General features: G+C 65.9%; 29 protein-coding genes. 15 read left to right on the forward strand and 14 right to left on the reverse strand.

What is annotated here, in order from left to right; genetic code table 11:
- The 3 genes from ACAX61_RS12825 (at position 1) to ACAX61_RS12835 (ending at position 3,878) form a co-directional block, all read left to right on the forward strand.
- Positions 1-2,151 (forward strand): phage tail protein, encoded by a 2,151-nt coding sequence (locus tag ACAX61_RS12825; RefSeq protein WP_370715225.1) that lies wholly within the window; start codon positions 1-3, stop codon positions 2,149-2,151.
- A gap of 4 nt (positions 2,152-2,155) precedes the next feature.
- Positions 2,156-2,659 carry a DUF2793 domain-containing protein gene (locus tag ACAX61_RS12830; protein ID WP_370715226.1) on the forward strand — a complete coding sequence of 168 codons (504 nt, stop codon included), beginning with the start codon at positions 2,156-2,158 and terminating at the stop codon, positions 2,657-2,659.
- A 109-nt stretch (positions 2,660-2,768) separates the two neighbouring features.
- A complete protein-coding gene (locus ACAX61_RS12835) occupies positions 2,769-3,878 on the forward strand; it encodes an OmpA family protein (RefSeq protein WP_370715380.1) in 1,110 nt (369 codons plus the stop codon).
- A gap of 633 nt (positions 3,879-4,511) precedes the next feature.
- Here ACAX61_RS12835 and nrdR read toward each other — a convergent pair.
- From nrdR to glyA, 3 genes are read right to left on the reverse strand one after another with little or no spacing between them, the layout of a single operon-like run.
- Positions 4,512-4,988: a transcriptional regulator NrdR gene (nrdR, locus tag ACAX61_RS12840; protein WP_370715227.1), complete on the reverse strand. Its 477-nt coding sequence runs from the start codon at positions 4,986-4,988 to the stop codon at positions 4,512-4,514.
- Entirely contained in the window at positions 4,989-5,153 is a 165-nt protein-coding gene (locus tag ACAX61_RS12845; protein WP_370715228.1) for a hypothetical protein, read from the reverse strand.
- Positions 5,154-5,166: 13 nt separating this feature from the next.
- Positions 5,167-6,471 (reverse strand): serine hydroxymethyltransferase, encoded by a 1,305-nt coding sequence (gene glyA / locus ACAX61_RS12850; RefSeq protein WP_370715229.1) that lies wholly within the window; start codon positions 6,469-6,471, stop codon positions 5,167-5,169.
- 107 nt (positions 6,472-6,578) lie between these two features.
- Here glyA and ACAX61_RS12855 point away from each other — a divergent pair, with 107 nt between their 5' ends.
- Complete coding sequence (locus tag ACAX61_RS12855) at positions 6,579-7,055, forward strand: DUF3429 domain-containing protein (protein WP_370715230.1); 477 nt, start codon at positions 6,579-6,581, stop codon at positions 7,053-7,055.
- Here ACAX61_RS12855 and rpiB read toward each other — a convergent pair.
- Entirely contained in the window at positions 7,052-7,495 is a 444-nt protein-coding gene (gene rpiB, locus ACAX61_RS12860; RefSeq protein ID WP_370715231.1) for a ribose 5-phosphate isomerase B, read from the reverse strand. The genes ACAX61_RS12855 and rpiB overlap by 4 nt on opposite strands.
- A gap of 86 nt (positions 7,496-7,581) precedes the next feature.
- On the opposite strand from rpiB, the gene ACAX61_RS12865 reads away from it, so the two are divergent.
- The 3 genes from ACAX61_RS12865 (at position 7,582) to ACAX61_RS12875 (ending at position 10,027) form a co-directional block, all read left to right on the forward strand.
- Positions 7,582-8,061, forward strand: coding sequence for a hypothetical protein (locus tag ACAX61_RS12865; protein WP_370715232.1), 480 nt, complete (start codon positions 7,582-7,584; stop codon positions 8,059-8,061).
- 80 nt (positions 8,062-8,141) lie between these two features.
- Positions 8,142-9,377 carry a BtaA family protein gene (locus ACAX61_RS12870; protein WP_370715233.1) on the forward strand — a complete coding sequence of 412 codons (1,236 nt, stop codon included), beginning with the start codon at positions 8,142-8,144 and terminating at the stop codon, positions 9,375-9,377.
- Between the two features lie 23 nt (positions 9,378-9,400).
- Positions 9,401-10,027, forward strand: a complete 627-nt coding sequence (locus tag ACAX61_RS12875) for a class I SAM-dependent methyltransferase (RefSeq protein ID WP_370715234.1) — start codon at positions 9,401-9,403, stop codon at positions 10,025-10,027.
- 6 nt (positions 10,028-10,033) lie between these two features.
- Here the strand turns inward: ACAX61_RS12875 and ACAX61_RS12880 are convergent, their stop codons facing one another.
- From ACAX61_RS12880 to lipB, 3 genes are all read right to left on the reverse strand, one after another.
- The gene (locus ACAX61_RS12880; RefSeq protein ID WP_370715235.1) at positions 10,034-10,741 is read right to left on the reverse strand and encodes a hypothetical protein; all 708 of its coding nucleotides are present in this window, start codon (positions 10,739-10,741) and stop codon (positions 10,034-10,036) included.
- Positions 10,742-10,942: 201 nt separating this feature from the next.
- Positions 10,943-11,212, reverse strand: a complete 270-nt coding sequence (locus ACAX61_RS12885; protein ID WP_370715236.1) for a hypothetical protein — start codon at positions 11,210-11,212, stop codon at positions 10,943-10,945.
- 67 nt (positions 11,213-11,279) lie between these two features.
- Positions 11,280-11,993, reverse strand: a complete 714-nt coding sequence (lipB, locus tag ACAX61_RS12890; RefSeq protein WP_370715237.1) for a lipoyl(octanoyl) transferase LipB — start codon at positions 11,991-11,993, stop codon at positions 11,280-11,282.
- Between the two features lie 68 nt (positions 11,994-12,061).
- Here lipB and ACAX61_RS12895 point away from each other — a divergent pair, with 68 nt between their 5' ends.
- Positions 12,062-12,892, forward strand: a complete 831-nt coding sequence (locus ACAX61_RS12895; RefSeq protein WP_370715238.1) for a hypothetical protein — start codon at positions 12,062-12,064, stop codon at positions 12,890-12,892.
- Entirely contained in the window at positions 12,889-13,605 is a 717-nt protein-coding gene (locus tag ACAX61_RS12900) for a hypothetical protein (RefSeq protein ID WP_370715239.1), read from the forward strand. Before ACAX61_RS12895 ends, ACAX61_RS12900 begins: the two co-directional genes overlap by 4 nt.
- Here the strand turns inward: ACAX61_RS12900 and ACAX61_RS12905 are convergent.
- From ACAX61_RS12905 to ACAX61_RS12915, 3 genes are all read right to left on the reverse strand, one after another.
- Positions 13,578-14,168 (reverse strand): GNAT family N-acetyltransferase, encoded by a 591-nt coding sequence (locus ACAX61_RS12905; protein ID WP_370715240.1) that lies wholly within the window; start codon positions 14,166-14,168, stop codon positions 13,578-13,580. The genes ACAX61_RS12900 and ACAX61_RS12905 overlap by 28 nt on opposite strands.
- Positions 14,169-14,172: 4 nt before the next feature.
- On the reverse strand, positions 14,173-15,015 hold the full coding sequence (gene hemF / locus ACAX61_RS12910) for an oxygen-dependent coproporphyrinogen oxidase (protein WP_370715241.1): 843 nt from the start codon (positions 15,013-15,015) through the stop codon (positions 14,173-14,175).
- Between the two features lie 103 nt (positions 15,016-15,118).
- Entirely contained in the window at positions 15,119-15,565 is a 447-nt protein-coding gene (locus ACAX61_RS12915; RefSeq protein WP_370715242.1) for a tRNA (cytidine(34)-2'-O)-methyltransferase, read from the reverse strand.
- A 205-nt stretch (positions 15,566-15,770) separates the two neighbouring features.
- On the opposite strand from ACAX61_RS12915, the gene petA reads away from it, so the two are divergent.
- From petA to ACAX61_RS12940, 5 genes are all read left to right on the forward strand, one after another.
- Entirely contained in the window at positions 15,771-16,337 is a 567-nt protein-coding gene (petA, locus tag ACAX61_RS12920) for a ubiquinol-cytochrome c reductase iron-sulfur subunit (protein WP_370715381.1), read from the forward strand.
- Between the two features lie 15 nt (positions 16,338-16,352).
- Positions 16,353-17,663 (forward strand): cytochrome b, encoded by a 1,311-nt coding sequence (locus tag ACAX61_RS12925; RefSeq protein WP_370715243.1) that lies wholly within the window; start codon positions 16,353-16,355, stop codon positions 17,661-17,663.
- A 16-nt stretch (positions 17,664-17,679) separates the two neighbouring features.
- Positions 17,680-18,513, forward strand: coding sequence for a cytochrome c1 (locus ACAX61_RS12930; protein ID WP_370715244.1), 834 nt, complete (start codon positions 17,680-17,682; stop codon positions 18,511-18,513).
- 80 nt (positions 18,514-18,593) lie between these two features.
- Positions 18,594-19,133 carry an adenine phosphoribosyltransferase gene (locus ACAX61_RS12935; RefSeq protein WP_370715245.1) on the forward strand — a complete coding sequence of 180 codons (540 nt, stop codon included), beginning with the start codon at positions 18,594-18,596 and terminating at the stop codon, positions 19,131-19,133.
- 134 nt (positions 19,134-19,267) lie between these two features.
- Positions 19,268-19,789, forward strand: a complete 522-nt coding sequence (locus tag ACAX61_RS12940; RefSeq protein WP_370715246.1) for a hypothetical protein — start codon at positions 19,268-19,270, stop codon at positions 19,787-19,789.
- 20 nt (positions 19,790-19,809) lie between these two features.
- Here ACAX61_RS12940 and ACAX61_RS12945 read toward each other — a convergent pair whose 3' ends face one another.
- From ACAX61_RS12945 to ychF, 3 genes are read right to left on the reverse strand one after another with little or no spacing between them, the layout of a single operon-like run.
- A complete protein-coding gene (locus ACAX61_RS12945) occupies positions 19,810-20,259 on the reverse strand; it encodes a MaoC family dehydratase (protein ID WP_370715247.1) in 450 nt (149 codons plus the stop codon).
- A gap of 41 nt (positions 20,260-20,300) precedes the next feature.
- Entirely contained in the window at positions 20,301-21,533 is a 1,233-nt protein-coding gene (locus ACAX61_RS12950) for an alkaline phosphatase family protein (protein ID WP_370715248.1), read from the reverse strand.
- Between the two features lie 41 nt (positions 21,534-21,574).
- On the reverse strand, positions 21,575-22,675 hold the full coding sequence (ychF, locus tag ACAX61_RS12955) for a redox-regulated ATPase YchF (protein ID WP_370715249.1): 1,101 nt from the start codon (positions 22,673-22,675) through the stop codon (positions 21,575-21,577).
- Positions 22,676-22,758: 83 nt separating this feature from the next.
- Here ychF and ACAX61_RS12960 point away from each other — a divergent pair, with 83 nt between their 5' ends.
- On the forward strand, positions 22,759-23,397 hold the full coding sequence (locus ACAX61_RS12960) for a phosphatase PAP2 family protein (RefSeq protein ID WP_370715250.1): 639 nt from the start codon (positions 22,759-22,761) through the stop codon (positions 23,395-23,397).
- On the opposite strand, the gene ACAX61_RS12965 is transcribed toward ACAX61_RS12960, so the two are convergent.
- Positions 23,381-23,986 carry a TIGR02466 family protein gene (locus tag ACAX61_RS12965; protein ID WP_370715251.1) on the reverse strand — a complete coding sequence of 202 codons (606 nt, stop codon included), beginning with the start codon at positions 23,984-23,986 and terminating at the stop codon, positions 23,381-23,383. The two genes, ACAX61_RS12960 and ACAX61_RS12965, sit on opposite strands and share 17 nt — an antisense overlap.
- Between the last annotated feature and the right edge of the window lie 10 nt (positions 23,987-23,996).

Genomic DNA, 23,996 nt, shown 5'->3' on the forward strand with positions numbered 1-23,996 from the left:
ATGGCGACATTGATCCTGACGACGGTCGGCACCGCGATCGGCGGGCCGATCGGCGGCGCACTGGGCGCGATTGCCGGCGGAGCAATCGACCGCACGATCATGCGGCCGGCCGCGAGGACCGGGCCGCGGCTGAACGAGCTGAAGGTCCAGACATCCTCTTACGGCGCCGAAATCCCGCATCTGTTCGGGACGATCCGGGTGGCGGGGACGGTGATCTGGGCTACCGACCTGATCGAAACGCGCGCGACCGATGGCGGAGGCAAGGGCGCGCCGGACACGATCCGATACAGCTATTCGGCCTCTTTCGCGGTGCTGCTGTCGGCCGGGGCGATCCGGGGCGTCCGGCGCATATGGGCTGACGGCAAGCTGCTGCGCGGCGCGGCGGGGGACTTCAAATCCGCCACGGGCTTTCGCCTTTATACCGGCGACGAGGGGCAGGCGCCCGACCCGTTGATCGCGAGCGCCGTTCGCGTCGACCGGGCAACGGCAATGCGGGGACAGGCCTATGCCGTGTTCGAGGGGATGGCGCTGGCCGACTATGCCAATCGCATCCCGTCGCTGACGTTCGAGGTGGAGGCGGATGCCGGCTCCGTTGACGCAGGTGTCATTGCGGCCGCGATTGCCGAGGGGGGCGTCGCGGGTGAAGCGGCGCTGACGCCGGGGATGGACGGCTTTTCCGCTCATGGCGGCAGCCGACGCGCCGTGGCGGAGATGCTGGCGAGCGCGACAGGCGCCTGGTTCGCGCCGCTTGGCGATCGGCTGGCGATGCGTGCTGGCGAAGGGGGCGCCGTGGCGGTGGCCGACAGCGGCTGTGGCGGTGCGCGGGGCGTGCGGGCGATCAGTGCGGGCGATCAGGCGCCGCGCGTGGTGACGATCGGTCATTATGATGCGGCGCGCGACTATCAGGCGGGCCTTCAGCGCGCGACGCGGACCGGGGGCGGCTGGCGCGAGCAGCATGTCGAATTGCCGGCGGTGATGTCCGCCGAAGCTGCGAAGCGGACGGCGGCGGCAATACTGGTCCGGGCGGAGGCCGACCGGTGGCGGCGGCGCGTGTATCCGGGCTGGGCGGGGCTGGCCATCGCCCCGGGCGATCGGGTCGCGGTTGAGGGCGATGCCACACCCTATCGCGTCACTGGCTGGAGCCTTGAGGGGATGGCCGTCGAGCTGGAGCTGGCCCCCATCGCGGTCGCCACCGCCTCTGCCGCGGCGTCGGCGGGTGCGCCGGTCGTGGCGCCGGACCGCGTACATGGGCGCACCATCCTGATCGCGGCGGAACTGCAGCCCCTGACCGGTGACCTGCCCGCGCGGCCGCAAGTGTCGATCATGGCGGCGGGAACGGCGCCGGGGTGGCGGGGCGCGAGCCTGTTGCAGAGCGACGATGGCGGGTCGAGCTGGCGCACCGCCGGGCAATTGCGCGCGCCGTCGGTGATGGGCGAGGTCGTCGTGCCGCCGGGGTCGGCGCTGGCGGGGATCGAGGATCGGGCCAATACGATCGTCGTCGAACTGGCCCATGCGGAAATGGCGCTGGCGGGCGCCGATGCGGTTGCGCTGGACCGGGGCGGCAATCTGGCGCTGGTCGGCAATGAGCTGATCCAATTCGCGCGGGCCGAGGCGTTGGGCGGCCGGCGCTGGCGCCTCCACCGGCTGTGGCGTGGGCGGCGGGGTACGGAAGGAGCGATCGCGGCGCATGTCGCTGGTGAGCGCTTTACCTTGTTGCAGGCTGACAACGTGATGGTGTTGCCGGTGGACCCGCCTATCGGCGCCACGCTTGTCTTTGCCGCGACCGGCGTTGGTGACGGGGACGAGCCGGTGTCCGTCGCAACGACATTGACGGGCGCATCGGTAGTGCCGCCGTCGCCCGTCCATGGTCGCTTGCTCCCGACAAGCGACGGCGGGCTGAGGGTTGAGTGGCAACGCCGCAGCCGTGCCGGCTGGCACTGGATCGACGGTGTCGATGCGCCGCTGATCGAAGAACGGGAGCGGTACCGGGTGACGCTGATCCGGGTCGGGGCCGGGCCGATGGTGCTGGAGACCGACAGGCCCGCCGTGACCCTGAATGCCGCCGAGTGCGTGGGCCTGACCGCAATCGAGATCGTGCAGATCGGCACCCACGGCGCATCGCTGCCGCACGTCATCATGCTGGAGGAATAGCGACATGGCCGACGAAACCACTTTGCGCCACGCTTTGCCGTTGATCGCGGCGGGACAGGCACAAAAGGAGATGACGCATAATGAGGCGCTGGCGCGGCTGGACATGCTGGTCATGGCGGCTGCGATCGACCTGGCCGACATTCCACCTGCCGACCCTGTGGCGGGCGAATGCTGGATCGTCGGGCAGTCGCCGACCGGCGCGTGGAGCGACAGCGCGGGCAAGCTGGCGGGCTGGACGCCGAACGGCTGGCGCTATGCCGATCCGCGAGAGGGCATGACCGTCTGGCTGATCGCCAGCCAGTGCGTTGCTGCCTGGCGGCAGGGGCTGTGGCGTGTTGGCGAGGTGACGGCCACCGCCCTGCACATCGGCGGGCAGCAGGTCGTCGGCGCAAGGCAGGACGCTATTCCCGCGCCGACAGGCGGGGCCAATCCCGACGCGGAAGCACGTGTCGCCATCGACCGGATCCTTGATGCGCTGAAGGCCCATGGTCTGGTCGCAACAGCTTGATCTGTGTTGTTTTAGCAACAGGGGCCAGATTTGTTTCGCTTGCGTGGAAACCAAGCCAAATGTAGGGAGTTTGCGCTGTCCGTAGTGACAACCGAGAAAGGGGATTATGATGCGGAAGCTTGCCGTAGCCGTGGCGCTTGCGACCACGGCTCTCAGCACGCCTGCCTTCGCCCGCGATGGTGCGTGGTATGTAGGCGTTGAAGGCGGTGCGATGATTGTCGAAGATATCGACTTCGCCCTCGCCGACACTGACACTCAGGTGCTCAGCACCGATTCTAACTATGGCTGGGATGTCGACGGTATCGTCGGCTATGACTTCGGCGCGTTCCGTCTGGAAACCGAAGTCGGCTATCGTCGCGCTGCTGCTGAAGAGCATCAGACCTCGGTGGCTCTGGCCGGAATTCCCGCAGGCATCTATGGCGAGGACCGTTCGTTCGGCCGCGCCTCGGCGCTCAGCTTCATGCTGAACGGCTTGCTGGACTTCGGTGAAGATGACGGGATCCAGGGCTTCGTCGGCGGTGGTGCCGGTGTTGCTCGCGTCAAGTACGAGAACTACGGCATCGCGCCGGTCAACCTGCTTGACGACAGCGACACCGTGTTCGCGTGGCAGGCGATTGCAGGCGTTCGCGCGCCGATCAGCGACAACATCGACGTTTCGCTGAAGTATCGCTTCTTCAACGCCGACAATGTGACGACGGTCGCCAACACTGGCGATGCGGTTGACTCGCGCTTCCGTTCGCACAGCCTGCTGGGTGGCGTGGTGTTCAACTTCGGCGAACCGACCCCGCCTCCGCCGCCGCCTCCGCCCCCGCCTCCGCCTCCGCCCCCGCCGCCGCCTCCGCCTCCGCCGCCGCCGGCTGAAGTGGTCTGCACGCCGGGGCCGTACATCGTGTTCTTCGAGTGGGATCGCTCGGACATCACGCCTGAAGCGGCAAGCATCCTCGACAACGCGATCTCGGCCTACCAGAACTGCGGTAACGCGCAGGTCATGCTGGCCGGTCACGCCGACAAGTCGGGTGCCGCTTCGTACAACGTCGGTCTGTCGCAGCGTCGCGCCGATGCGACCCGTGCGTACATGTCGGGCCGTGGCATCCCCGATGGCAGCATCTCGACCGAAGCGTTCGGTGAATCGCAGCCTCGCGTCGACACCGCCGATGGTGTGCGCGAACTGCAGAACCGTCGCGTGGAAGTCACCTACGGTCCCGGCGCGGGCATGTAATCGCGCCGGTCCCGATGGGACTGGAAATTGGGGAGGTCGGGCAACCGGCCTCCCCTTTTTTATTGTGCGAAGTCAGGCGGCTCTGCACGGACTTATGCGAGTGCCGCGCTTGGCGGGTGCCGAAGCGCAAGGCGGCGTGGTCGCATCGAACCCGCGATGTGGCCCGGTCTGAATGTTGAACGGTTGCAGGAGGGGCCGCCCGGAGCCGATGGGCCTCAGTCGGGCAGGACGCGTCGGCGACAACTGAAGCTGTCAAACGCCGTGTTGCCGTCCGAAGACCGCGCTGCGTTCGACCCGACAGCGGCGGCAATCACGCCTTCCATACGCGTTAATCGAACTCGCAGGGCGCAACCCCATCCTGTCCGGCGGAGCAGAGGTTCGCTGATCGCGCAAGCAATGCGCCGGGCGGAGCGTGGATGGCGGTTCGGCCGATCTGCTATCGTCGCTGGGCATTCTGGTGCGTATGTTGCTCGTTAGGCAGATCGCGCCCAGGGCTTGGCCTGATCATTTGAGTCAGTGTGTGGGTCCGCTACCGCCATTCACCGCCAGCCTGTTCAGCTACCGCGCGAAGTGCGCGCCTGATCCCGCCAAGGTCCGGTAAGATGCGGGCGTGGCAACGGCTCGACCACAAGATCAACTGCGCGCGACCTCGCTCACGCTGCCCGCGAACGCTTCGAAATCGCGCGCTTCGCGAAAGTCCTTATAGACGCTGGCGAAGCGGATATAGGCGACGGAATCCAGCCCCTTGAGGCCCTCCATCACCATCTCGCCGATGCGGGTCGAGCTGACCTCGCCTTCGCCGCCGGTTTCGAGCTGTCGCTGAATGCCCGAGACGAGTTGCTCGATGCGGACCTGATCGATGGGACGCTTGCGACATGCGATTGCCACCGAACGCAACAGCTTGTCGCGGTCGAACGGTTCGCGACGCGGCTCGCTGGCATTGGCTTCGGATTTCAGCACCACGAGCTCGCGCAGCTGAATACGCTCGAACGTGGTGAAGCGCGCGGCGCAGGCCGTGCACTGTCGACGGCGCCGGATGGCCGACCCGTCTTCAGACGGGCGGCTATCCTTCACCTGGCTGTCGTCATGGCCGCAAAATGGGCAGCGCATTCAGATGCCCGGCCCCTGCCTGTTCTTCTTCGCCTTGAAATAGGCATAGCCGGCGCCGGCAGCCGCGCCGATCACCGGCCCGACGAACGGCACCGGGATTGCGACGACGGCGCCCAGCGCGCCCCATTTGGCCATGCTCTTGCCCAGCGGCTTGTCGATATCCATTCGGTCAGATCCTTCAGTAGATCGGGAAGCGCTCGCACAATGCGCGCACGCGGTTCCGAACGTCCGCTTCGACCGAAGGGTCCCCGTGCTCACCCTTTGCCTTGAGGCCGTCGAGCACGTCGGCGATCATGTGGCCGATCTCACGGAACTCGACCGTGCCGAAGCCGCGCGTGGTGCCCGCCGGGCTGCCGACGCGGATGCCGCTGGTCTTGACCGGGGGCAGGGGATCGAACGGGATGCCGTTCTTGTTGCAGGTGATGGCAGCGCGTTCCAGCGCTTCGTCCGCATCGCGGCCGGTGACGCCGAGCGGCGACAGGTCGACCAGCGCCAGATGCGTGTCGGTGCCGCCCGCGACCAGATTGGCGCCGCGTTCACCCAGCGTCGCCGCCAGCACCTTGGCGTTTTCGACGACGGCGGCAATGTAGCTCTTATAGTCGGGACGCAGAGCCTCACCAAAGGCGACCGCCTTGGCGGCGATGACGTGCATCAGCGGACCGCCCTGAAGGCCGGGGAAGACCGCCGAGTTGATCTTCTTGGCGATGGCTTCGTCATTGGTCATGATCATGCCGCCACGCGGGCCGCGCAGCGTCTTGTGCGTGGTGGTGGTCACGACATGCGCATGGCCGAAGGGCGTGGGGTGCAGGCCGCCGGCGACGATGCCCGCAAAGTGCGCCATGTCGACCATGAAGGTCGCGCCAACCTCATCCGCGATCGCACGGAAGCGGGCGAAGTCGATCTGGCGCGGATAGGCCGAGCCGCCCGCGATGATCAGCGTGGGGCGATGTTCCTTGGCCAGCGCCTCGACCTGATCGAAGTCGATCAGATGATCCTCGCGGCGCACGCCATATTGCACGGCGTTGAACCACTTACCCGACATTGCCGCGCGTGCGCCGTGCGTCAGGTGCCCGCCCGCATCCAGGCTCATGCCCAGAATGGTGTCTCCGGGCTTGGTCAGCGCCAGCATCACCGCGCCATTGGCCTGCGCGCCCGAATGCGGCTGAACGTTGGCGAAGTTACAGCCGAAGATCGCCTTGGCGCGCTCGATCGCCAGCGTTTCCACGGCGTCGGAGGGGGCGCAACCCTGATAATAACGCTTGCCGGGATAACCCTCGGCGTATTTGTTGGTGAAGACGCTGCCCTGCGCCTCCAGCACCGCCTTGGACACGATATTCTCGCTGGCGATCAGTTCGATCTGGTGCCGTTCACGCTCCAGCTCGCTCGATACGCCGGCGAACACTTCGGGGTCCGCCTGTTCCAGCGCGCGGGTAAAGAAGCCGTCGGGCTGGACATCCGACAGGGTGCTGGGATTGGTGCTCATGCGCCGGGCCTTTCGAGTCGAGTAGGAGCGGGGACGGGCGCCCCGTTTGCCGGTTCCTCTAATGGCTGGCGCGGGTGAATGCCACTATTGATGATGGGGATGTAGCCATGGTGCTCAACCATCCGCCGCCCGCCGGGGAATGGTCCTTGCCACCGCCGGCGAAGCTGCTGGGGTTGGCCGGGTTGTTGCCGCAACTGGCCGCGGCAGGTGTCGTCACGGTAATGCCGCGCGAAGCGACTTTTGCGGCCCAGGCGCTGGGTTTTGCCTATGCCAGCCTGATCCTGAGTTTTCTGGGCGGATTGTGGTGGGGACTGGCCGCCACGCGGCGCGACGCGCCCGGCTGGATCTATGTCGCGGCGGTTGCGCCCAGCCTGTTCGCGCTGGCCTGCGCGACACCATGGGCGGTGGGCTGGTCGTGGCCCGGGCCGTCGCTGGTGGCGCTGGCGCTGGCAATCTGGGCAAGCCTGCTTATCGACATGCGACTGGTGAAGGCCGGTTTGGCGCCCGGTTGGTGGATGCGTTTGCGATTCCCGTTGTCGCTGGTGCTGGGCGGCCTGACGCTGATCGTCGCACTTGCCGCTTAGCTGGGCGGCGTGCTGAGCTTTTCGACGCGGGCGACGTGGCGGTCGCCGCCAAAGTCGGTGGTCAGAAACGCCTCCACACAGGCGCGCGCCATGTCCGGGCCGATCAGGCGCGCGCCCATGGCGATCACATTGGCGTCATTATGTTCGCGCGCCAGCCGGGCGGAGACCGGTTCGGACACCAGCGCACAGCGGCAGGCGGCAACCCGGTTGATCGCGATCGAAATGCCGATCCCCGAACCGCAAAGCGCGATGCCCATTGCGTCCGATCGACCGGCGACGGCCTGCGCCAGTCGATAGCCATAGTCGGGATAATCCACTCGCTCGCTGGTTTCGGGGCCGAGGTCATGGACATCATGGCCCTCCTCGCGAAGCCAGTCCACCAGCGCCGCCTTCAGTTCGATCGCGGCGTGGTCTGAGGCGAGGAAGATCGAACGGGTCATCGCGCGTTTCCGGTAACTGGGGATGCCGGTCCCTAGCCGACCGCCGGGGCGTTGCCTAGCTTGAGGATCAAGCCACGGAGAATGCCATGAAACATGCTGCCGCCCTGATCGCCCTGTCACTGGGCGTATCCGCCTGTGGATCGCCCGAGCCGACGCCTGGTCCGGTGGAGGATGAGGCGCTGGCTGCCGAAAATCGCGCCGGACTGGCGGGCGATGTCGTCGAATTGCCGGGTGGCGAGGGTGCGGCGGTGGACGATGCGAAAACCACGCCTGAGGCGATTGCGCGCGCCGATGGGTGGGTCGGTCGCTGGCGCGGCGTCGAGGGGCTGAATCTGGTCGTCGCGCAAGGCGATGCGCCGGGACGCTATCGTCTCGACATGCAATATTCGCTGGATGACCGGGGCGTGTTCGACGGCGTCGCGACCGACGAGGGCATCGCTTTTTCCCGGCCCGACGGCGCACAGGTGCTAAAGGCTGGCGATGGCAACGCCACGGGCCTGAAATGGCTGGCGGGCAAGAGCGACTGTCTGATCGTGAAGCCGGCGGAGGGTTATTGCCGCGATTGACGCGATAGGTTCGCGCAACTGTCGCGGGCGCGTCACCGGAACGCCGCGCCCCTGTCACACCGGGCACCTATGGCGCGGCCATGCTGTCGCATGCCAAAGCTCCCGCCAATCGCGCCGTTCGCGGCGCGGTGCATCGCCATGAGCATCTGACCCGACAGGGGCTGCTTGAACGCACATTCACTTTTGCGTTTCGCGGTCTGGTCTATGCCCAGATCTGGGAGGATCCGGCGGTCGATCTGGAAGCACTGGCGATCACGCCCGATTCCCACGTCGTGACGATTGCCAGCGGCGGCTGCAATGTCTTGTCATATCTGACCGCCGATCCGGCCAAGATCACGGCGGTCGACCTGAACACCGCGCATATCGCGCTGAACCGCCTGAAGCTGGCGGCGGCGCGGCACCTGCCCGATCACGCCGCATTCCATCGCTTTTTCGGACAGGCCAATCGCCCGGAAAATGTCGACGCCTATCGCCGCCATGTCCGCCCGCATCTGGACGAGATGACGCGCCGTTACTGGGAGGGGCGCGACCTGATCGGGCGTCGACGCATCGGCGGGTTTCAGAAGGGCTTTTATCGCAAGGGCCTGTTGGGCGGATTCATCGGCGCTGCGCATCTGGTTGCCCGCCTGCACGGGCTGAACCCGCGCGAGATGCTGAACGCGCGTTCGATCGAGGAGCAGCGCGAGATTTTCCGGACGCGCTTTGCCCCCGTGTTCGATCGCCGCTTCGTCCGCTGGCTGGTCGATCAGCCGGCCTCGCTGTTCGGCCTGGGCATTCCGCCCGCTCAATATGAGGCACTGGCGGGTGACGATCCGCAGGGCATTTCTGCCGTGCTGCGCCACCGGCTGGAAAAGCTGGCCTGCGATTTCCCGTTGAGCGACAATTATTTCGCGTGGCAGGCATTCGGGCGCGGTTACGGCGAGGGGCCGCAGGCACCGCTGCCGCCCTATCTGAAGCCCGAAAATCACGCGATCGTGCAGGGCCGCGTCGACCGGGTCGAGGTGCGCCATGCCAATATGTGCGACTATCTGGACGGCATGCCCGACGCGTCGCTGGACCGATATATCCTGCTCGATGCACAGGACTGGATGACCGATGCGGTGCTGACCCGGTTGTGGAGCGCGATCACGCGCACCGCGCGACCGGGTGCGCGCGTCCTGTTCCGCACGGCGGCGGGGCCGACGCTGTTGCCGGGCCGGGTGCCGCAGGCGATCCTGGACCAATGGGATTATCGCGCCGACGAATCGGCCGACTTCACGCGACGCGACCGGTCGGCCATCTATGGCGGCGTTCACCTGTACGTCCTGAAGGGATGATGGGGAGCGATCACGCGCGACGCATGGACGCGATCTATGCCGGGCAACGGCATATCTATGACCTGACGCGCAAATATTACCTGCTGGGCCGCGACGGGTTGATCGACGATCTTGCGCCGCGCGCCGGTGACAATGTGGTTGAGGTTGGCTGCGGAACGGGTCGCAACCTGATCCTGGCGGCGCGGCGCTGGCCGCAGGCGCGCTGCTATGGCTTCGACATTTCCCGCGAGATGCTGGAGACGGCGGCGGGGAAGGTCGCGCGCACGGGATTGTCGCCGCGCATCACGCTGGCCCAGGGCGACGCGACTGACTGGAGCCCGCGCGCTCTGTTCGGGATCGACGCAGCGGACCGCATTTTCATGAGCTATACTCTGTCGATGATCCCCGACTGGCAGGGCGCGATCGCTGCGGCATGCGATGTGCTGGCGCCGGGCGGTTCGCTGCACATCGTCGATTTCGGCCAGCAGGAGGGGCTGCCCGCACCGTTCCGCGCCGCATTGTTCGCGTGGCTCGACCGGTTCGACGTGACGCCGCGCGCCGATCTGCAGTCGTGGCTGCGGATCGCCGCAGAAGGCAGCGGCCTGACGCTGGCGTTCAGGCCGCTCTATCGCGGCTATGCGTGGAGCGCGGTGCTCCGCAGGCCTGTCTGACCGCCGTCAGTTCGCGGCCATCGCGATGCCGGCGCCCAGTTGACCGCACTGGCGCACCTGCCACTCGTCCTTGCGCCAGCACTTCTCGTTGATGAAATCGGGCAGGCGCGGCTGATAGGTTTGCAGGGTATAGGCATAGCCGCCATAGGGAAATTGCTGTTCGCCCCATGCGGTCAGGGCGTTGCGAAGTTCCCGCAGCCGCCGCGCAGCCACATCGTGCAATTGCCCGCGAGGCGCGTGGATCGCATCTTCGCCGATGCTGCCTGCGGTCTGGCAGAAAATGCGTTGCGCGGACACGGTCGAATAGCCCGAATAGACGCGTGTGCCGAACTGGTCGAACGCGGTCTGACCAGCCTTTACCGTCTTATTCGTGCGTCGGAAATATTTGCCAAGCGTGGCAAAGCTGGCCGCAAGCTCGGTATCATGATCCTTGAGCATGCCGTTATAGTTGCGCAGCGTCAGCAGGGTCGGCTCAAACTGGCATTGCAAGGCAGCGACGTTCAGCGCCGCACGCAAATTCCAGACCATTGCCGCGTCCAGCTCCTCGCGAGTGGCACCGGGCAGATCCATGCCCAGAATGCCCGGCTCACTGCCGGTCACACGCTCGCCCACCAGGTCCTTCGACTTGAAATAGAACTGCGCGTTTGCCGGCGTTGCCGCCATGCCCATCACCGCGGCCGCCAATATGCCGCCGATCTTACGCACCAGTTTCATCACATCCCCTCGACACTCGGACACGCCCCCTTTTCGGACGATGCCAGCGTTAAGCCTTTTTGGTGCGAGGCAGAAGGGCCAATTTTCTGGCGCCACCGTAACCTGATGAGGAAACGCCGTTCTAAAACAAAGGGGCCGCCCGCATCGCGGACGGCCCCTTCGTATATCAAGTGACCCGCGCCGAGGCGCTGGCCAACACGATTACATCGCGTTGGTGGTCGCTTCGTTCGACATCATCATGTCGTTCGACATCATGGTGTCGTTCATCATCATGGCGTCGTTGCCCATGGTGCCGTCGACCGCGGTCATGTTGTCGGTCATCGTGCCGTCCATCATCGGATCGGTCGTGTTCAGGTCGGTGACAACGGTGTTCTCGGTCGTCGGCTCGGTGTTGCCGCCGCAGGCCGAAACCAGCAGCGCGGCGCTGGCGATCATCGAACCGGTAACGACCTTGGAGATGAGTGCACGCATGTAGAGCTCCCTAGATAGCGGATTTGGCTGGCCTTGCCGGCCGTTAATACCCAAACCGGAGTGGACATTAAACGCTATGCCGACGCCCCTCAAGTCTACAATTGGTATCAACTCCAACCAGGGCACCCAGGAACGCCGGGGCCGATAACGCCAGGGCGGCATCAAAAGTTTCCGGTTTCACTGATTTTCCAATTAGTTGCGTGCTGGTCACCGGGAATTCGGGCAGCCCGCACGGGACGATTCCGCCGAAATGCGACAGATCCGGCGACAGGTTTACCGAAAAGCCGTGCAGCGTCACCCATTGGCGCACGCGTACGCCGATCGCGCCGATCTTTGCCTCGGCCCCGCCCTCGCGCGTCCAGATGCCGACGCGGCCCTCCACGGGATAAGCGTCGACCCCGCAATGACCGAGCGCCGCAATCACCCATTGTTCCAGCGCATGGACATAGCAGCGCACATCACGACCGCGCCGCGACAGGTCGAGCATCACATAGCCGATCCGCTGGCCCGGCCCGTGATAGGTGTATCGCCCGCCGCGCCCGGTCTTGAATACCGGAAAGCGCGGGTCGATCAGTTCGGCCGGATCGGCGCTGGTGCCCGCGGTATAAAGCGGCGGGTGTTCGAGCAGCCAGATACGCTCCGGCGCTTCGCCGGCGCGAATGGCGGCGACGCGCGCTTCCATCGCCTCGACCGCCTGGGGGTAGGGGACGGGTTCGGGTTCGATCCGCCATTCGATACCGTCGGGCAGCGGGGGCGGAGACGCAGGCTGTGGCAAGTCCATTCGGCTTGGTCTAGTGCGAGAGAGGAATACGGAACAGGTCCGGTATGCAAGTGAGGGGGTGCGGGGCAATGGTCAAGATGACGAGTGTCTGGGACCGCACCAGCGATTTTCTGCGCGACGACGGGGCACGGGTGCTGCCGGTCGCAATCGGGCTGATCTTTCTGCCCAATCTGCTGAGCGGCGTGGCTGATGGCGCCGTCGCCGGCCAGCCGGGGGCGTTGTCGGCGACGGCTGGCATCGCCGCTATTGCCTTTACCCTGCTGACCCTGTGGGGCGGGGCGGCGATCACCGCGTTGGCGATGCGTGCTTCCCCGCCGGGCGTGGCGGTGGCTCATGCCGGGCGGCGGTTGCCCGCGATCATCGGCTTGACGCTGTTGCTGTTGCTGGCGGCGGCGCTGCTGGTCATGCCGTTTGCGGCGATTCTGCTCGCCGGGGGCGTGGACATGGCCGCGCTTGAGGCGGCGGGATCGACCCTGCCCGACATGGACGGCCGGACGACGATGATGCTGCTGGCTTACGGCGCCTTGTTGTCGATCGTGTCGCTGTGGGTTTCGGCCCGGCTGCTGCTGCTGGTCCCGGTGGTGCTGGCGGAGCGCCTGGGGGTGGGCGCGATCAGGCGGGTCTGGTCACTGACGCGGGGCCATGGCCTGCGCCTGGTCGGTGTCCTCTTGTTATACGGTCTGGTCGCAGCGGTCGCCACCATGGCGGTGGGTGCCGTCGCCGGTCTGGTGGGAGCGTTGCTGTCGGGCGACGCGCCGGGCATCAGCATCGGCACGATCATTGCGGCTACGGCCAGCGCGATCGTCGCCACCTTGCTGAGCGTCGTGCAAAGCGCCTTTGTCGGCAAGCTCTATACCGCGCTCGCGCCCGGGGCCGAGCCTGAGGAATATGTTGCGTGAAACTGTCCAATGTTTTTGCCATGGCGGGGGCGATGTGGCGTAGCGAACGCGCGCTGGTGATGCCGCTGGCGGGGCTGTTCTATTTCCTGCCGTCGCTTGCGCTGTTGTTGCTGTTGCCGGGCGCGCCGCCGCCGGCCGATCCGGGGAGCGATGCCGCGCTCGACGCGCTGCTTGCCTATGCCCGCGACAATGCCGGTGCGATCATCAGCGCCAATGTGGTGCAGCTGGTTGGAGCGGTGATCCTCTATACCCTGTTCCTTGCGCCCGGTCGGCCGACCTTGGGAGAGACGATGTCGCTGGCCGCCGCCCGGATCGTCAGCTTTGCGCTGGCATCGATTCTGGTGATGGCGGCGCTGACGGTCAGCGCGCTGCTGGTCGTGCCCGCCCTGTATCTGATCGGCCGCTTCTTTCTGGTCGGTACCGTCATCGCCGCTGAGCGGCGCACGCCGGTGGAGGCGATTGCGCGCTCGATCGAACTGACGCGCGGGCGCGGCTGGTGGTGCTTCATCGCCGCTGCCGTGCCGTTCCTTGCAGGGCAAGTGGCAGTGTCGGTCGCGGGCGGATTCTACAGCGCGCTGGTTCTGGCAGGCGTCGACAGTGCGGTCGGGCACCTGTTCTTCAACGGGCTTGCGGCGCTGGGGTCGACCTTTGCCTGGGTGTTGACCCTGCTGGTCAAGATCGTCGTTTATCGCCGCCTGAGCAGCGGGACCTGAGGCGCCAGGCTTTCGTCCAGCACGCCGATCAGGCGCGGGTCGGCAAAGGTTTCGACAGTACGCCCGACCGCCTCGAACCCCTGCGCGCGATAGAAGTTGAGCGCGCTGGGGTGGTCGAGCGAGCAGGTGTTGACGCGCACGCATTCGACCCCCGGCCGCCACGCCAGCGCCATGGCCATCGCCATCAGCCACCGGCCATGGCCCGCGCCGGTCAGTTCGGGGATCAGTCCGAAATAGTCGATCATGCACAGCGCCGCCGTCGTGTGCGACAGCTCCAGCAGCCCGACTTCCACGCCCGCCCGATCGGTTACGACCTGAACCTGCGTTTCGGGGCGGTGGGTGAGCGCAATCAGCCGCGCATCATCCATCACCAGCCGCGAATACCACAGCCACGGTCCGCCCACGCGGGCGAACAGCGCGCGATATTTGGCGGGGTCGGGCGCATCCCAACGGACCAGCCTGAACGGAGATGGCGGCATGGGCCGCGCGGCTGGCCGCTTTTGCATCTCCAGCGTCGTCACCACCGCGGCGACATGGCCTTCGGGCACCGGGTGCAACCCCATCGCCCTACTCCCAGGTGGCGAGCGGCGGCAGGCTCATCAGGATCGCGTCGATATTCCCCCCGGTCTTCAACCCGAACAGCGTGCCGCGATCATAGACCAGGTTGAACTCGGCATAGCGCCCGCGCCACGCCAACTGCCGCGCGCGGTCTGCATCGGTGAAGGGCATGTCCATCCGCCGCCGCACAATGGGCGGATAGGCGGCCAGAAACGCCTCGCCCACCGCCCTGGTAAAGGCGAAATCGGCGTCGAAGTCGTTTTCCAGATGGTCGTAGAAAATCCCGCCGACGCCGCGATGGACCTGGCGGTGGGGAATCCAGAAATAATCGTCGGCCCATGCCTTGAACCGCGGATAATATCCGCCGTCATGGGCGTCGCACGCCGCCTTCAGCACGCCGTGAAACTCGGCGGTATCCGCGTCATAGGGGATGGGCGGATTCAGGTCCGCGCCGCCGCCGAACCAGCGTTTGGTCGTGGCAAGAAATCGCGTGTTCATGTGCACGGCAGGCACATGCGGATTGGCCATGTGCGCGACCAGGCTGATGCCCGTCGCGAAGAAGCGGGGGTCCTCATCCGCGCCGTGGATCGAGCGGGCGAAATCGCCCTCGAACGTGCCGCCGACGGTCGAGACGTTGACGCCGACCTTCTCGAACACCCGGCCCTTCATTACCCCGCGCACGCCCCCGCCGCCGGGTGCGCCGGACGGATCGGTCCGGTCCCAGGCGGTATATTCGAACGCCGCGTCCGACCCGGCTTCCCGCTCGATCGCCTCGAACTCGGCGCAGACGCGGTCGCGCAGCGATTCGAACCAGGTGCGGGCGGCGGTCTGTTGCGGGTCGAGCGGTGGCATGGCCGCTCTATCCGGCACCGCACGGGCGCGTGCAAGCGCAGGAATGATGCCGCGCTGGCGTTTGCGCGATTAGCCTGCCTTCTCCGCTTTTTTCCCTTGCCAGTTACGGCCACCCGTCAGTTTGCCGCAATGCCTCCGCCGCGACGATCCCCGCCGATACCGCGACGTTCAACGACCGCATTCCCGCCACCATCGGCAAGCGCACGCGCATGTCGGCGCGCGCATGGACGTCATCGGGCACGCCCGCACCTTCGCTGCCGAACAACAGGATGTCGCCCGGCTCGAACCGGGCTTCGTCCAGCCTGACCGCACCCTTGGTGGTTGCCAGCACGATTCGTCCCGTCACTTGGGCCAGGAATGTGTCCCAGTCGGGGTGGCGGCGCATGTCCACCGCATCGGCATAATCCATGCCAGAGCGGGCCATTGCCCGCGTGCCGAAGGGAAAACCCATCGGCTCGATCAGGTCGACACCGACGCCAAGACAGGCGCCCAGGCGCAGGATCGTGCCGACATTGCCGGCGATGTCGGGCTGAAACAGTGCGATACGCACGACGATTTGCTCCCGATTAAGTGAGGGGCGGCCAAAAGGGGAGTTGGCAAAAGGGGGCTGCCATGTCTATCAGGCCGAGCGCCCGGTTTCGGAGCCGAGCCGTGCGTGCGCCTATTCCGCCCGACGCCCGTCCGGGGGGACATCGCGGAAATGGGTGGCAACGACAAAAGATTTCAAGGGCTGATGCATGGCAAGCGCTGACAATATGGTCCCGCCGGGCGAATCGCCCCAAGGCTATGAAGACACGGTCGCCGATCCCCGGCGCCGGGACTATCTGGCGATCGGCGCGGTCGCCTTTGCCGGAGTGGGCGCTGGCGTGATCGCGCTGCCGCTCATCAACTCGATGAGCCCGTCCGCCGATGTGCTGGCGCTGTCCACGACCGAGGTCGATCTGTCGGCGATCCAGCCGGGCCAGTCGATCAAGGCCAGCTTTCGCAAGCAGCCGCTGTTCGTGCGCAATCTGACGCCGGCGGAAATCGCTGAGGCGGAGAAGGTCAGCGTTTCCGAATTGCGCGATCCCCAGACGCTGGCGGAGCGGACCAAGGAGGGCAAGTCGAACTGGCTGGTCACGCTTGGCGTCTGCACCCATCTGGGCTGCGTGCCGCTGGGCGCGGGCGAGGGTGAGAATAAGGGGCCGTTCGGCGGCTATTTCTGCCCGTGCCATGGCTCGGCCTATGACACTGCCGGCCGCATCCGCTCCGGCCCGGCGCCGACCAACCTGGCCGTGCCCGAATATTCGTTTTCCAACGACACGACGATCGTGGTCGGCTGAGGAGGAAACTGAGAAATGAGCTTCCCCTGGGCCAAGCAGTACGAGCCGAAGGTGCCGGTCATGAAGTGGCTGGACGACCGCCTGCCGCTCCCGCGCCTCGTCTATAACGCGGTCGGCGCCGGATATCCGGTCCCGCGCAACCTGAATTATTTCTGGAACTTCGGCGTGCTGGCCGGTGCCGCGCTCGCCATCCAGATCATCACCGGCATCGTGCTGGCGATGCATTATTCGACCGACGCGAACACCGCGTTCTTTTCGGTCGAAGCGATCATGCGCGACGTGAATGCGGGCTGGTTCCTGCGTTACGCGCACGCAAATGGCGCATCGATGTTCTTCATCGTCGTCTACATCCACATCGCCCGCGGCCTTTATTACGGTTCGTACAAGGCTCCGCGCGAAATGGTGTGGTTGCTGGGCGTCGTCATCTTCCTGCTGATGATGGCCACCGCCTTCATGGGCTATGTCCTTCCCTGGGGTCAGATGAGCTTCTGGGGGGCGCAGGTGATCACCGGCTTCTTCTCCGCCATTCCGGTGGTGGGTGAGACGATCCGCGTGTGGCTGCTGGGCGGCTATGCCCCCGATGCGGCGGCGCTCAACCGCTTCTTCTCGCTCCACTATCTGCTGCCGTTCGTGATCGCGGGCGTCATCATCCTGCACATCTGGGCGCTGCACATCCCCGGCTCGTCGAACCCGGCGGGCGTGGAAGTGAAGGGTCCGCAGGATACCGTGCCGTTCCACCCATACTACACCGCCAAGGATGGCGTGGGCGTGGGCGTGTTCCTGCTGGTCTTTGCCTTCTTCCTGTTCTTCCAGCCGAACCTGCTCGGCCACCCGGACAACTACATCCCGGCCAACCCGCTTTCGACGCCCGCGCACATCGTGCCCGAATGGTATTTCCTGCCTTTCTACGCGATCCTGAAGTCGTTCACCGTCGACTTCATCCTGCCGGCGAAGCTGTGGGGCGTGCTGGCGATGTTCGGCTCAATCCTGCTGCTGTTCTTCCTGCCGTGGCTGGATGCATCGCCGGCGCGGACGGCGAATCATCGCCCGCGTTACCGCATGTTCCTGATCGTGCTGCTCTTCGACGTGCTGATCCTGGGTTATGTTGGCGGTGCGGAAGCGAACAAGTGGAACGTGCTGATCGGCCAGATCACGACCGCTTATTACTTCCTCCACTTTCTCGTCATCCTGCCGATCGTGTCGGCGACCGAGCGTCCCAAGCCGGTCCCCAATTCGATCACCGAGGCCGTGTTGAAGGGCAAGGGCGGCACTGCCCCCACCCACAGCGCGATCGAGGGTGAACCCAACCCGATGCCGGCCGAATAAGGACAAGGGCGAACACATGACCCGCATCATCGCACCGCTTATCGGGCTGGGCTTTGCCTTCGTCCTCGTGCTCGGCCTGTTCGGCACGATCACGACCGAGGCCGAAGCGCCGACCGCCGAACATGAGTTCCATCTCGCGCCCAAGCATGTGGACCTCGCGTCCAACGGCCTGTTCGGCAAGTTCGACCGCCAGCAGCTGCAGCGCGGCTTCCAGGTCTTCAAGGAAGTTTGCGCCGCCTGTCACTCGATCGACCTGGTCGCCTTCCGCGATCTGTCGGCGCTCGGCTATACCGAGGCCGAGGTTAAGGCGATCGCCGACCAGTGGGCGATCGAACAGCCGGGCGTGAACCCGGAAACGGGTGAGGCGGCCACGCGCAAGAACCTGCCTTCGGACAAGTTCCCCAAGGTCTATGCCAACGAAGTGGCGGCTCGCGCGGCGAACAACAATGCGATCCCGCCCGACCTGTCGCTGCTGACCAAGGCGCGGCCGGATGGTGCGAATTACCTTTATTCGCTGCTGACCGGTTATCAGGAACCGTCCGCCGAGCTGAAGCGTGAGTTCCCGAACTTCACCGTGCCGGAAGGGCTGCACCACAACCCTTATTTCCCGACGCTGAACCTGGCCATGCCGCAGCCGCTGAGTGCTGACGGTCAGGTTACCTACGCCGACGGCACCGCGGCGACGGTGGACCAGATGGCTAAGGACGTGACCGCGTTCCTCGTCTGGACGGCCGAGCCCAAGCTGGAAGCACGCCATCAGGCGGGTCTGGCGGCGGTGATCTTCCTGATCATCTTCATTGCCCTGACCTGGGGCGCGTATAAGAGCGTGTGGCGCAACGTGAAGCATTGATCGGCGCGCCCGCCCACTGGATCAGGCCCCGGAGTCGCACCGTCGACTTCGGGGCCTTTGTTTTTGGAATGAGGATGGCGATGAACGACCCCGCCGAACGCCTTGCCGGCCTGATCCGCACGATCCCTGACTTCCCCAAGCCTGGCATCCAGTTTCGCGACATCACGACGCTGTTGCTCGATCCCGAAGGGCTGCGGCTGTCGGTCGAGACGATGGCTGCGCGGATCAGCGGGCCGATCCATCTGGTCGCGGGGATCGAGGCGCGGGGTTTCGTCTTTGCGCCCGCACTGGCGCTGCGGCTGGGGGCCGGGGTGCTGCTGATCCGGAAGGACGGCAAGCTGCCCGGTGCGACCATCGCAGAGGATTATGCGCTGGAATATGGCACCGACCGCATTGCCATGCATGCCGACGCCTGCGCGCCCGGTGCGCGTGTCCTGCTGGTCGACGACCTGATCGCCACCGGCGGCACGGCGCGCGCGGCGGTGCGGCTGATCCGCAAGGCGGGGGCGGTCGTCGAGCAGGCGGCGTTCGTCATCGACCTGCCCGATCTGGGCGGTGCGTCGGCGCTGGCGGAGGACGGAATCGCTGTCCATTCGCTGGTCGCCTTTCCCGGCCACTAACGCGCCCGGGAACCATCGCTACGGCCGCACGCTTCGCAATGCGTTGCGATCGTTCACACCCTATTCAAGACGAATCGGGTCTATTGAGCCATCACTCCTGCGTATTGAGGAGGCTCAGAATGTTTGCGAGGCAAGTGAAAATCGCCGGTATCGCTGTTGCGGCAGCGCTCGGACTGTCGGCGTGTAGCGACTATGGCTATGGTTATGGCGGGATCAACGCGGGGTATGGCGCCGCTTATTATGACGATCCCTATCTGGCCGGTGGTACTTATGGTTCGCCCTATTGGGGCTGGAACAATGGATTCTATTATCCGGGTACCGGCTATTATGTTTACGACGTGAACCGTCGCCCGTTCCGCTGGAACGGTGCGCAACAGCGCTATTGGGAAGGTCGTCGTCAGGGTTGGCGCGGCAATCCGCGCGTGGCCGACAATTGGCGCGATTTCCGACGTGACCGCCGACAGGACAATCGCGCATTTCGGCAGGACCGTCGAGGCGACCGCCGTGACTTCCGTGCCGGTCGTGTCACCCGGCCGGAGTTCCGGGCTGAGCGTCGCGCGGACCGACGTGCCTACCGCCAGGAATATCGGCGCGATGCCCGACAGTTTCGCCGGGAAAACCGTGTCGAGCGGCGTGGGAATCGCCGTCCGCGATGATCGCCGGGCCGAGGCGGGGGCTATCCCTCGCCCCGGACGCGGATCAGGGCTTGGGCGATGAAGCTGAGTACCGGCTCGTCATGCTGGTTATAGGCGACCAGTCGCGTCCGCAGAAAGCCGAGGGCGGGCTTGCTCTCAGACCGTCGCTTATCGAGCAATTCGGTTTCGCAGCGTAAGGTGTCGCCGGGATAGACCGGCTTCAGCCAGCGTAGCTCATCGACGCCGCCCGCGCCCAGTGCGGCCTGTGGGTCGGCCTTCATATGCTCGACCAGCATCGCCATGGTCATCGCACAGCTATGCCATCCGCTGGCCGCCAGCCGACCGAAATGCGTGCCGGCGGCCGCTTCGTCTGAAAGGTGGAAGGGCTGCGGATCGTAGCGGCGCGCGAAGTCGAGCACTTCGTCGCGCAACACGGCATAATGGCCGAAAGCGGCCTTTTCCCCGATCGCCAGATCCTCGAAATAGCGCATGGTAATCAGTTTCGGTTTGAAACGATTGTCGTGCAAGTCCCTTATTCGGCCAGCGCGCCTTCGAATGGCGTGATCCGCCCGTCTATGTTGCTGGCGCCCGGCAGGCCGATCAGTCGCCGGACGAGCGCATAGACATCGACATTGCGCCCCTCGACCCGCTGACCCGCGCGAAAGGCGGGGCCGTTGGCAACGAAGCCCGCGCGCATCAGCGGATCGTCATTGTCATAGCCATGGGCGCCACCCTTGATCGGATAGGCCGGGGGCCGTGACAAAATCATCCAGCCGCTTTCGGCAATGCAGATAAAGGCGGGAACGCGCGGGTTGCGGCCATAGGCCAGCCGTCCGGGCAGCTTGCCCTTTTCCCAGCATTGCATGTGCGGCGCGGGCCGGGTGATCGCGGTGCGAACCTCTTGCTCACGGCCGGGCAGGGCGTTGAACGCGGCATAGGGGCCGTCCTCGACCACATTCACCGCATCGGCTGGCAGATAGGCGTTCAGGTCGATCGTGCGGCTTGCATCGATCGGGGCCATGCCGTGATCGGCGCCGACGATCAGATTGACGGGCTGACCCAGCGCGGCCAGTTCCTGCATCAGCTCACCAATCCGCGCGTCGACTCCGCGCATCGCGGCGCGAACCTCTGCCGAATCGGGACCAAAGCGGTGCCCGGCGGTGTCGACCGTATCGAAATACAGCGTCAGAAATGCCGGGCGGGTTGCCGCCGGGCGCCGCAGCCAGTCGACGATTGCGGCGACGCGGTTCGATTCGGGCATCGCCTGCGCGAATTGCTGCCAATCACTGGGGTAACGGCCATGCACCGGCGCGTTCGATCCCGGCCAGAACATCGTCGCAGAGCGGATGCCTGCCTGCTCCGCCGTGACCCATAGCGGCTTTGCCTCGTCCCACCAGAAACGGTCGGTGTTGGCCATGGTGAACGTCTCACCGGGGCGGCGGGCGTCCTCCATCCGGTTGGCGACGATGCCATTGCGGTCGGGATGCAGGCCCGTGACCAGCGCATAATGGTTGGGGAAGGTCTTGGTCGGGAACGACGGCTGCATCGACCCGCGCACGCCCTCTGCCGCCAGTCGCGACAGCACCGGCGTGTCGCCGCGGTCGAGATAATCGGGCCGGAAACCGTCGATCGACACCAGAATGGTGACCGGCGCGCGCTGTTCGACCGGCGCGGCATGGGTCGATGGCGCGGCGACGGGCGGTGCCATGCACGCCTGCAACGCGGCAAGCGCGCCAAGCGCGAGGAGGCGGGGAAGCATTTTCATCGGACGGCCCATGGCGCGCAAATGTGACAGGCGGCGGTCGGTCAGACGTTGAAGCGGAACAGCATCACGTCGCCGTCCTGCACGACATATTCCTTGCCCTCCTGACGCAGCTTGCCCGCTTCGCGCGCGCCCGCTTCGCCGCCGAGGCGGATATAATCGTCGAACGCGATGGTTTCGGCGCGGATGAAGCCGCGTTCGAAGTCGGAGTGGATTTCCCCCGCGGCCTGCGGGGCCTTGGCGCCGACTTCGACAGTCCAAGCACGCGCTTCCTTGGGGCCGACGGTGAAGAAGGTCTGGAGGTTGAGCAGCTTGTATCCGGCGCGGATGACGCGGCCCAGACCGGTTTCGGTCAGGCCCAGCTCCGACAGGAACTCGGCGCGATCCTCGACCGGCATGGTCGCGATCTCGGCCTCGATCGCGGCGGAGACGACGACCGCCTCCGCGCCCTCCGCCGCCGCCTTTTCAAACACGCGCGCGGAATAGGCATTGCCCTCCGCCGCGTCCTCTTCATTGACGTTGCAGACATAGAGGACAGGCTTGCCGGTCAGCAGCTGCGCCTGTTCCAGGTGGCGTGCCTCATCCGGGTCGTTCGGCACGGCCAGCCGCGCGGGCTTGCCGTCGCGAAGCAGGTCGAGCGCGCGGCCCAGAATGACGGCGGCCGCCTTGGCTTCCTTGTCGCCCTGCTGTCCCTTCTTGACCAGATTGGGCACCCGCTTTTCCAGGCTTTCGAGGTCCGACAGCATCAGCTCGGTCTCGACCGTTTCGGCGTCGGCGATCGGATCGACCTTGTTGTCGACATGCTGGATGTCGTCATTCTCGAAACAGCGCAGCACATGGACGATGGCGTCGACTTCGCGGATATTGCCCAGAAACTGGTTGCCCAGCCCTTCGCCCTTCGAAGCGCCGCGTACCAGCCCGGCAATGTCGACAAAGCCCAGCTGCGTTTCGATCACCTTGGCCGACTTGGCGATTTCCGCCAGCTTGGACAGCCGCTCGTCGGGAACGGCGACGTTGCCGACATTCGGCTCGATCGTGCAGAAGGGGTAATTGGCCGCCTGCGCTGCCGCGGTTTCGGTGAGCGCGTTGAACAGCGTCGATTTGCCCACATTCGGCAGGCCGACGATACCGCAGCGAAAACCCATGACGTGATCCCGATCTGAATTGAATAAGGCGCGCGCGCCCGTGATGGCCGCGTCGTTAGCGTGTCACGCCGCGCTTTGCCAGCATGGCGGGAGCCGGCGCCCGTGCGGCGCGTTTGAGCGCGATGACGAAGATGGGCGAGCAGTTGGCGGACGCGGTTGCGGCGGTAGAGCGGGTGGACCTGAAGGTCACGGCCGCGCTGGCCGATCAGCGGCATCGTCCAGAAGTGAAACAGGCAGGCACCTGGAGCGAGGCCGCCGACCAGCCCCCGCTGATCGCCGTTTCGGCGGCGGTGCTGATTGCTGGTCTTGCCGCGCGCAACCGGGGCGTAGCGCGGACCGGCGCCCGGATGCTGGCCGCTCATGCGCTGGCGACTGGGATCAAGACCGTCATCAAGCGATCCGTCGACCGGACCCGGCCCGATGAGGCGATCGACAATGGCTATCGCATGGAAGCGGGCGATAGCGACACGCACGAACTCTCGTCCTTCCCCTCCGGTCATACGGCGGGCGCGGTGGCGGTGGCGGAGGCGGTGGCGCGCGACGTTGCCGTGCTTGCCCCGCCGATGCGGTTGCTGGCGCTGGCAGTCGCGCTGATTCAGTTGCCGCGGTGCAAGCATTTCCTGAGCGACGTGATCGCTGGCGCCGCCATCGGCTGGATCGGCGAACGTGCCGCCAGCGCCGCGCTGGACGCAGCCGAACGCCGGATTATGCGCGGTAATTGAAGCTGACGCTGATCCGGTCCGACTTGGCCTGATTGGGCATGACTTCGTGCCGCAGCCAGCTTTCCCACAGAAAGACGCTGCCCACCGACGGTTCCGCATAGACGAACGGGCGCAGATCCTCCGCCGCGTCCGCCGTGCGGCCGGGGGCGGCCATCAGCATGGGCAGGCGCGGGTCTTCCAGTTTGAGCGCGCCCGATCCGGGCGGCACCACGATGTAAACGGTGCCCGATACCGCGCTGTGCGGATGGATATGGCCCGAATGGGTGCCGCCGGGTTTCAGGACATTGACCCACAGGCTGTCCAGCTTCAGCCGCCGCCCGCCGAGATCGAACGCGCATTCGCGGGCAAAGGCGGCGACATGCCGGTCCAGCACGCGCTTCAGGTCGGCAAAGGCCGGGTCGCGGATCGGCAGGTCGTCGAGCGAGGCATAGCTGGTATAGCCGCGATAGCCATGATCCTTTGACCAGCGGCGGCCCGCCATGTCGTCGCTGGACAGGGCAAGCGACGCGGCCTCTACCTCGGCCAGCAGGGCCGCATCCTCGATACGGCCCTCATAGAAACGGGTGGTGAACAGCGAACGGACGGTCATGCGCGGCGTC

Origin of the sequence: Sphingomonas sp. IW22, from assembly GCF_041321155.1 — a bacterium.
In the GTDB taxonomy this organism is placed as follows: Bacteria; Pseudomonadota; Alphaproteobacteria; order Sphingomonadales; family Sphingomonadaceae; genus Sphingomonas.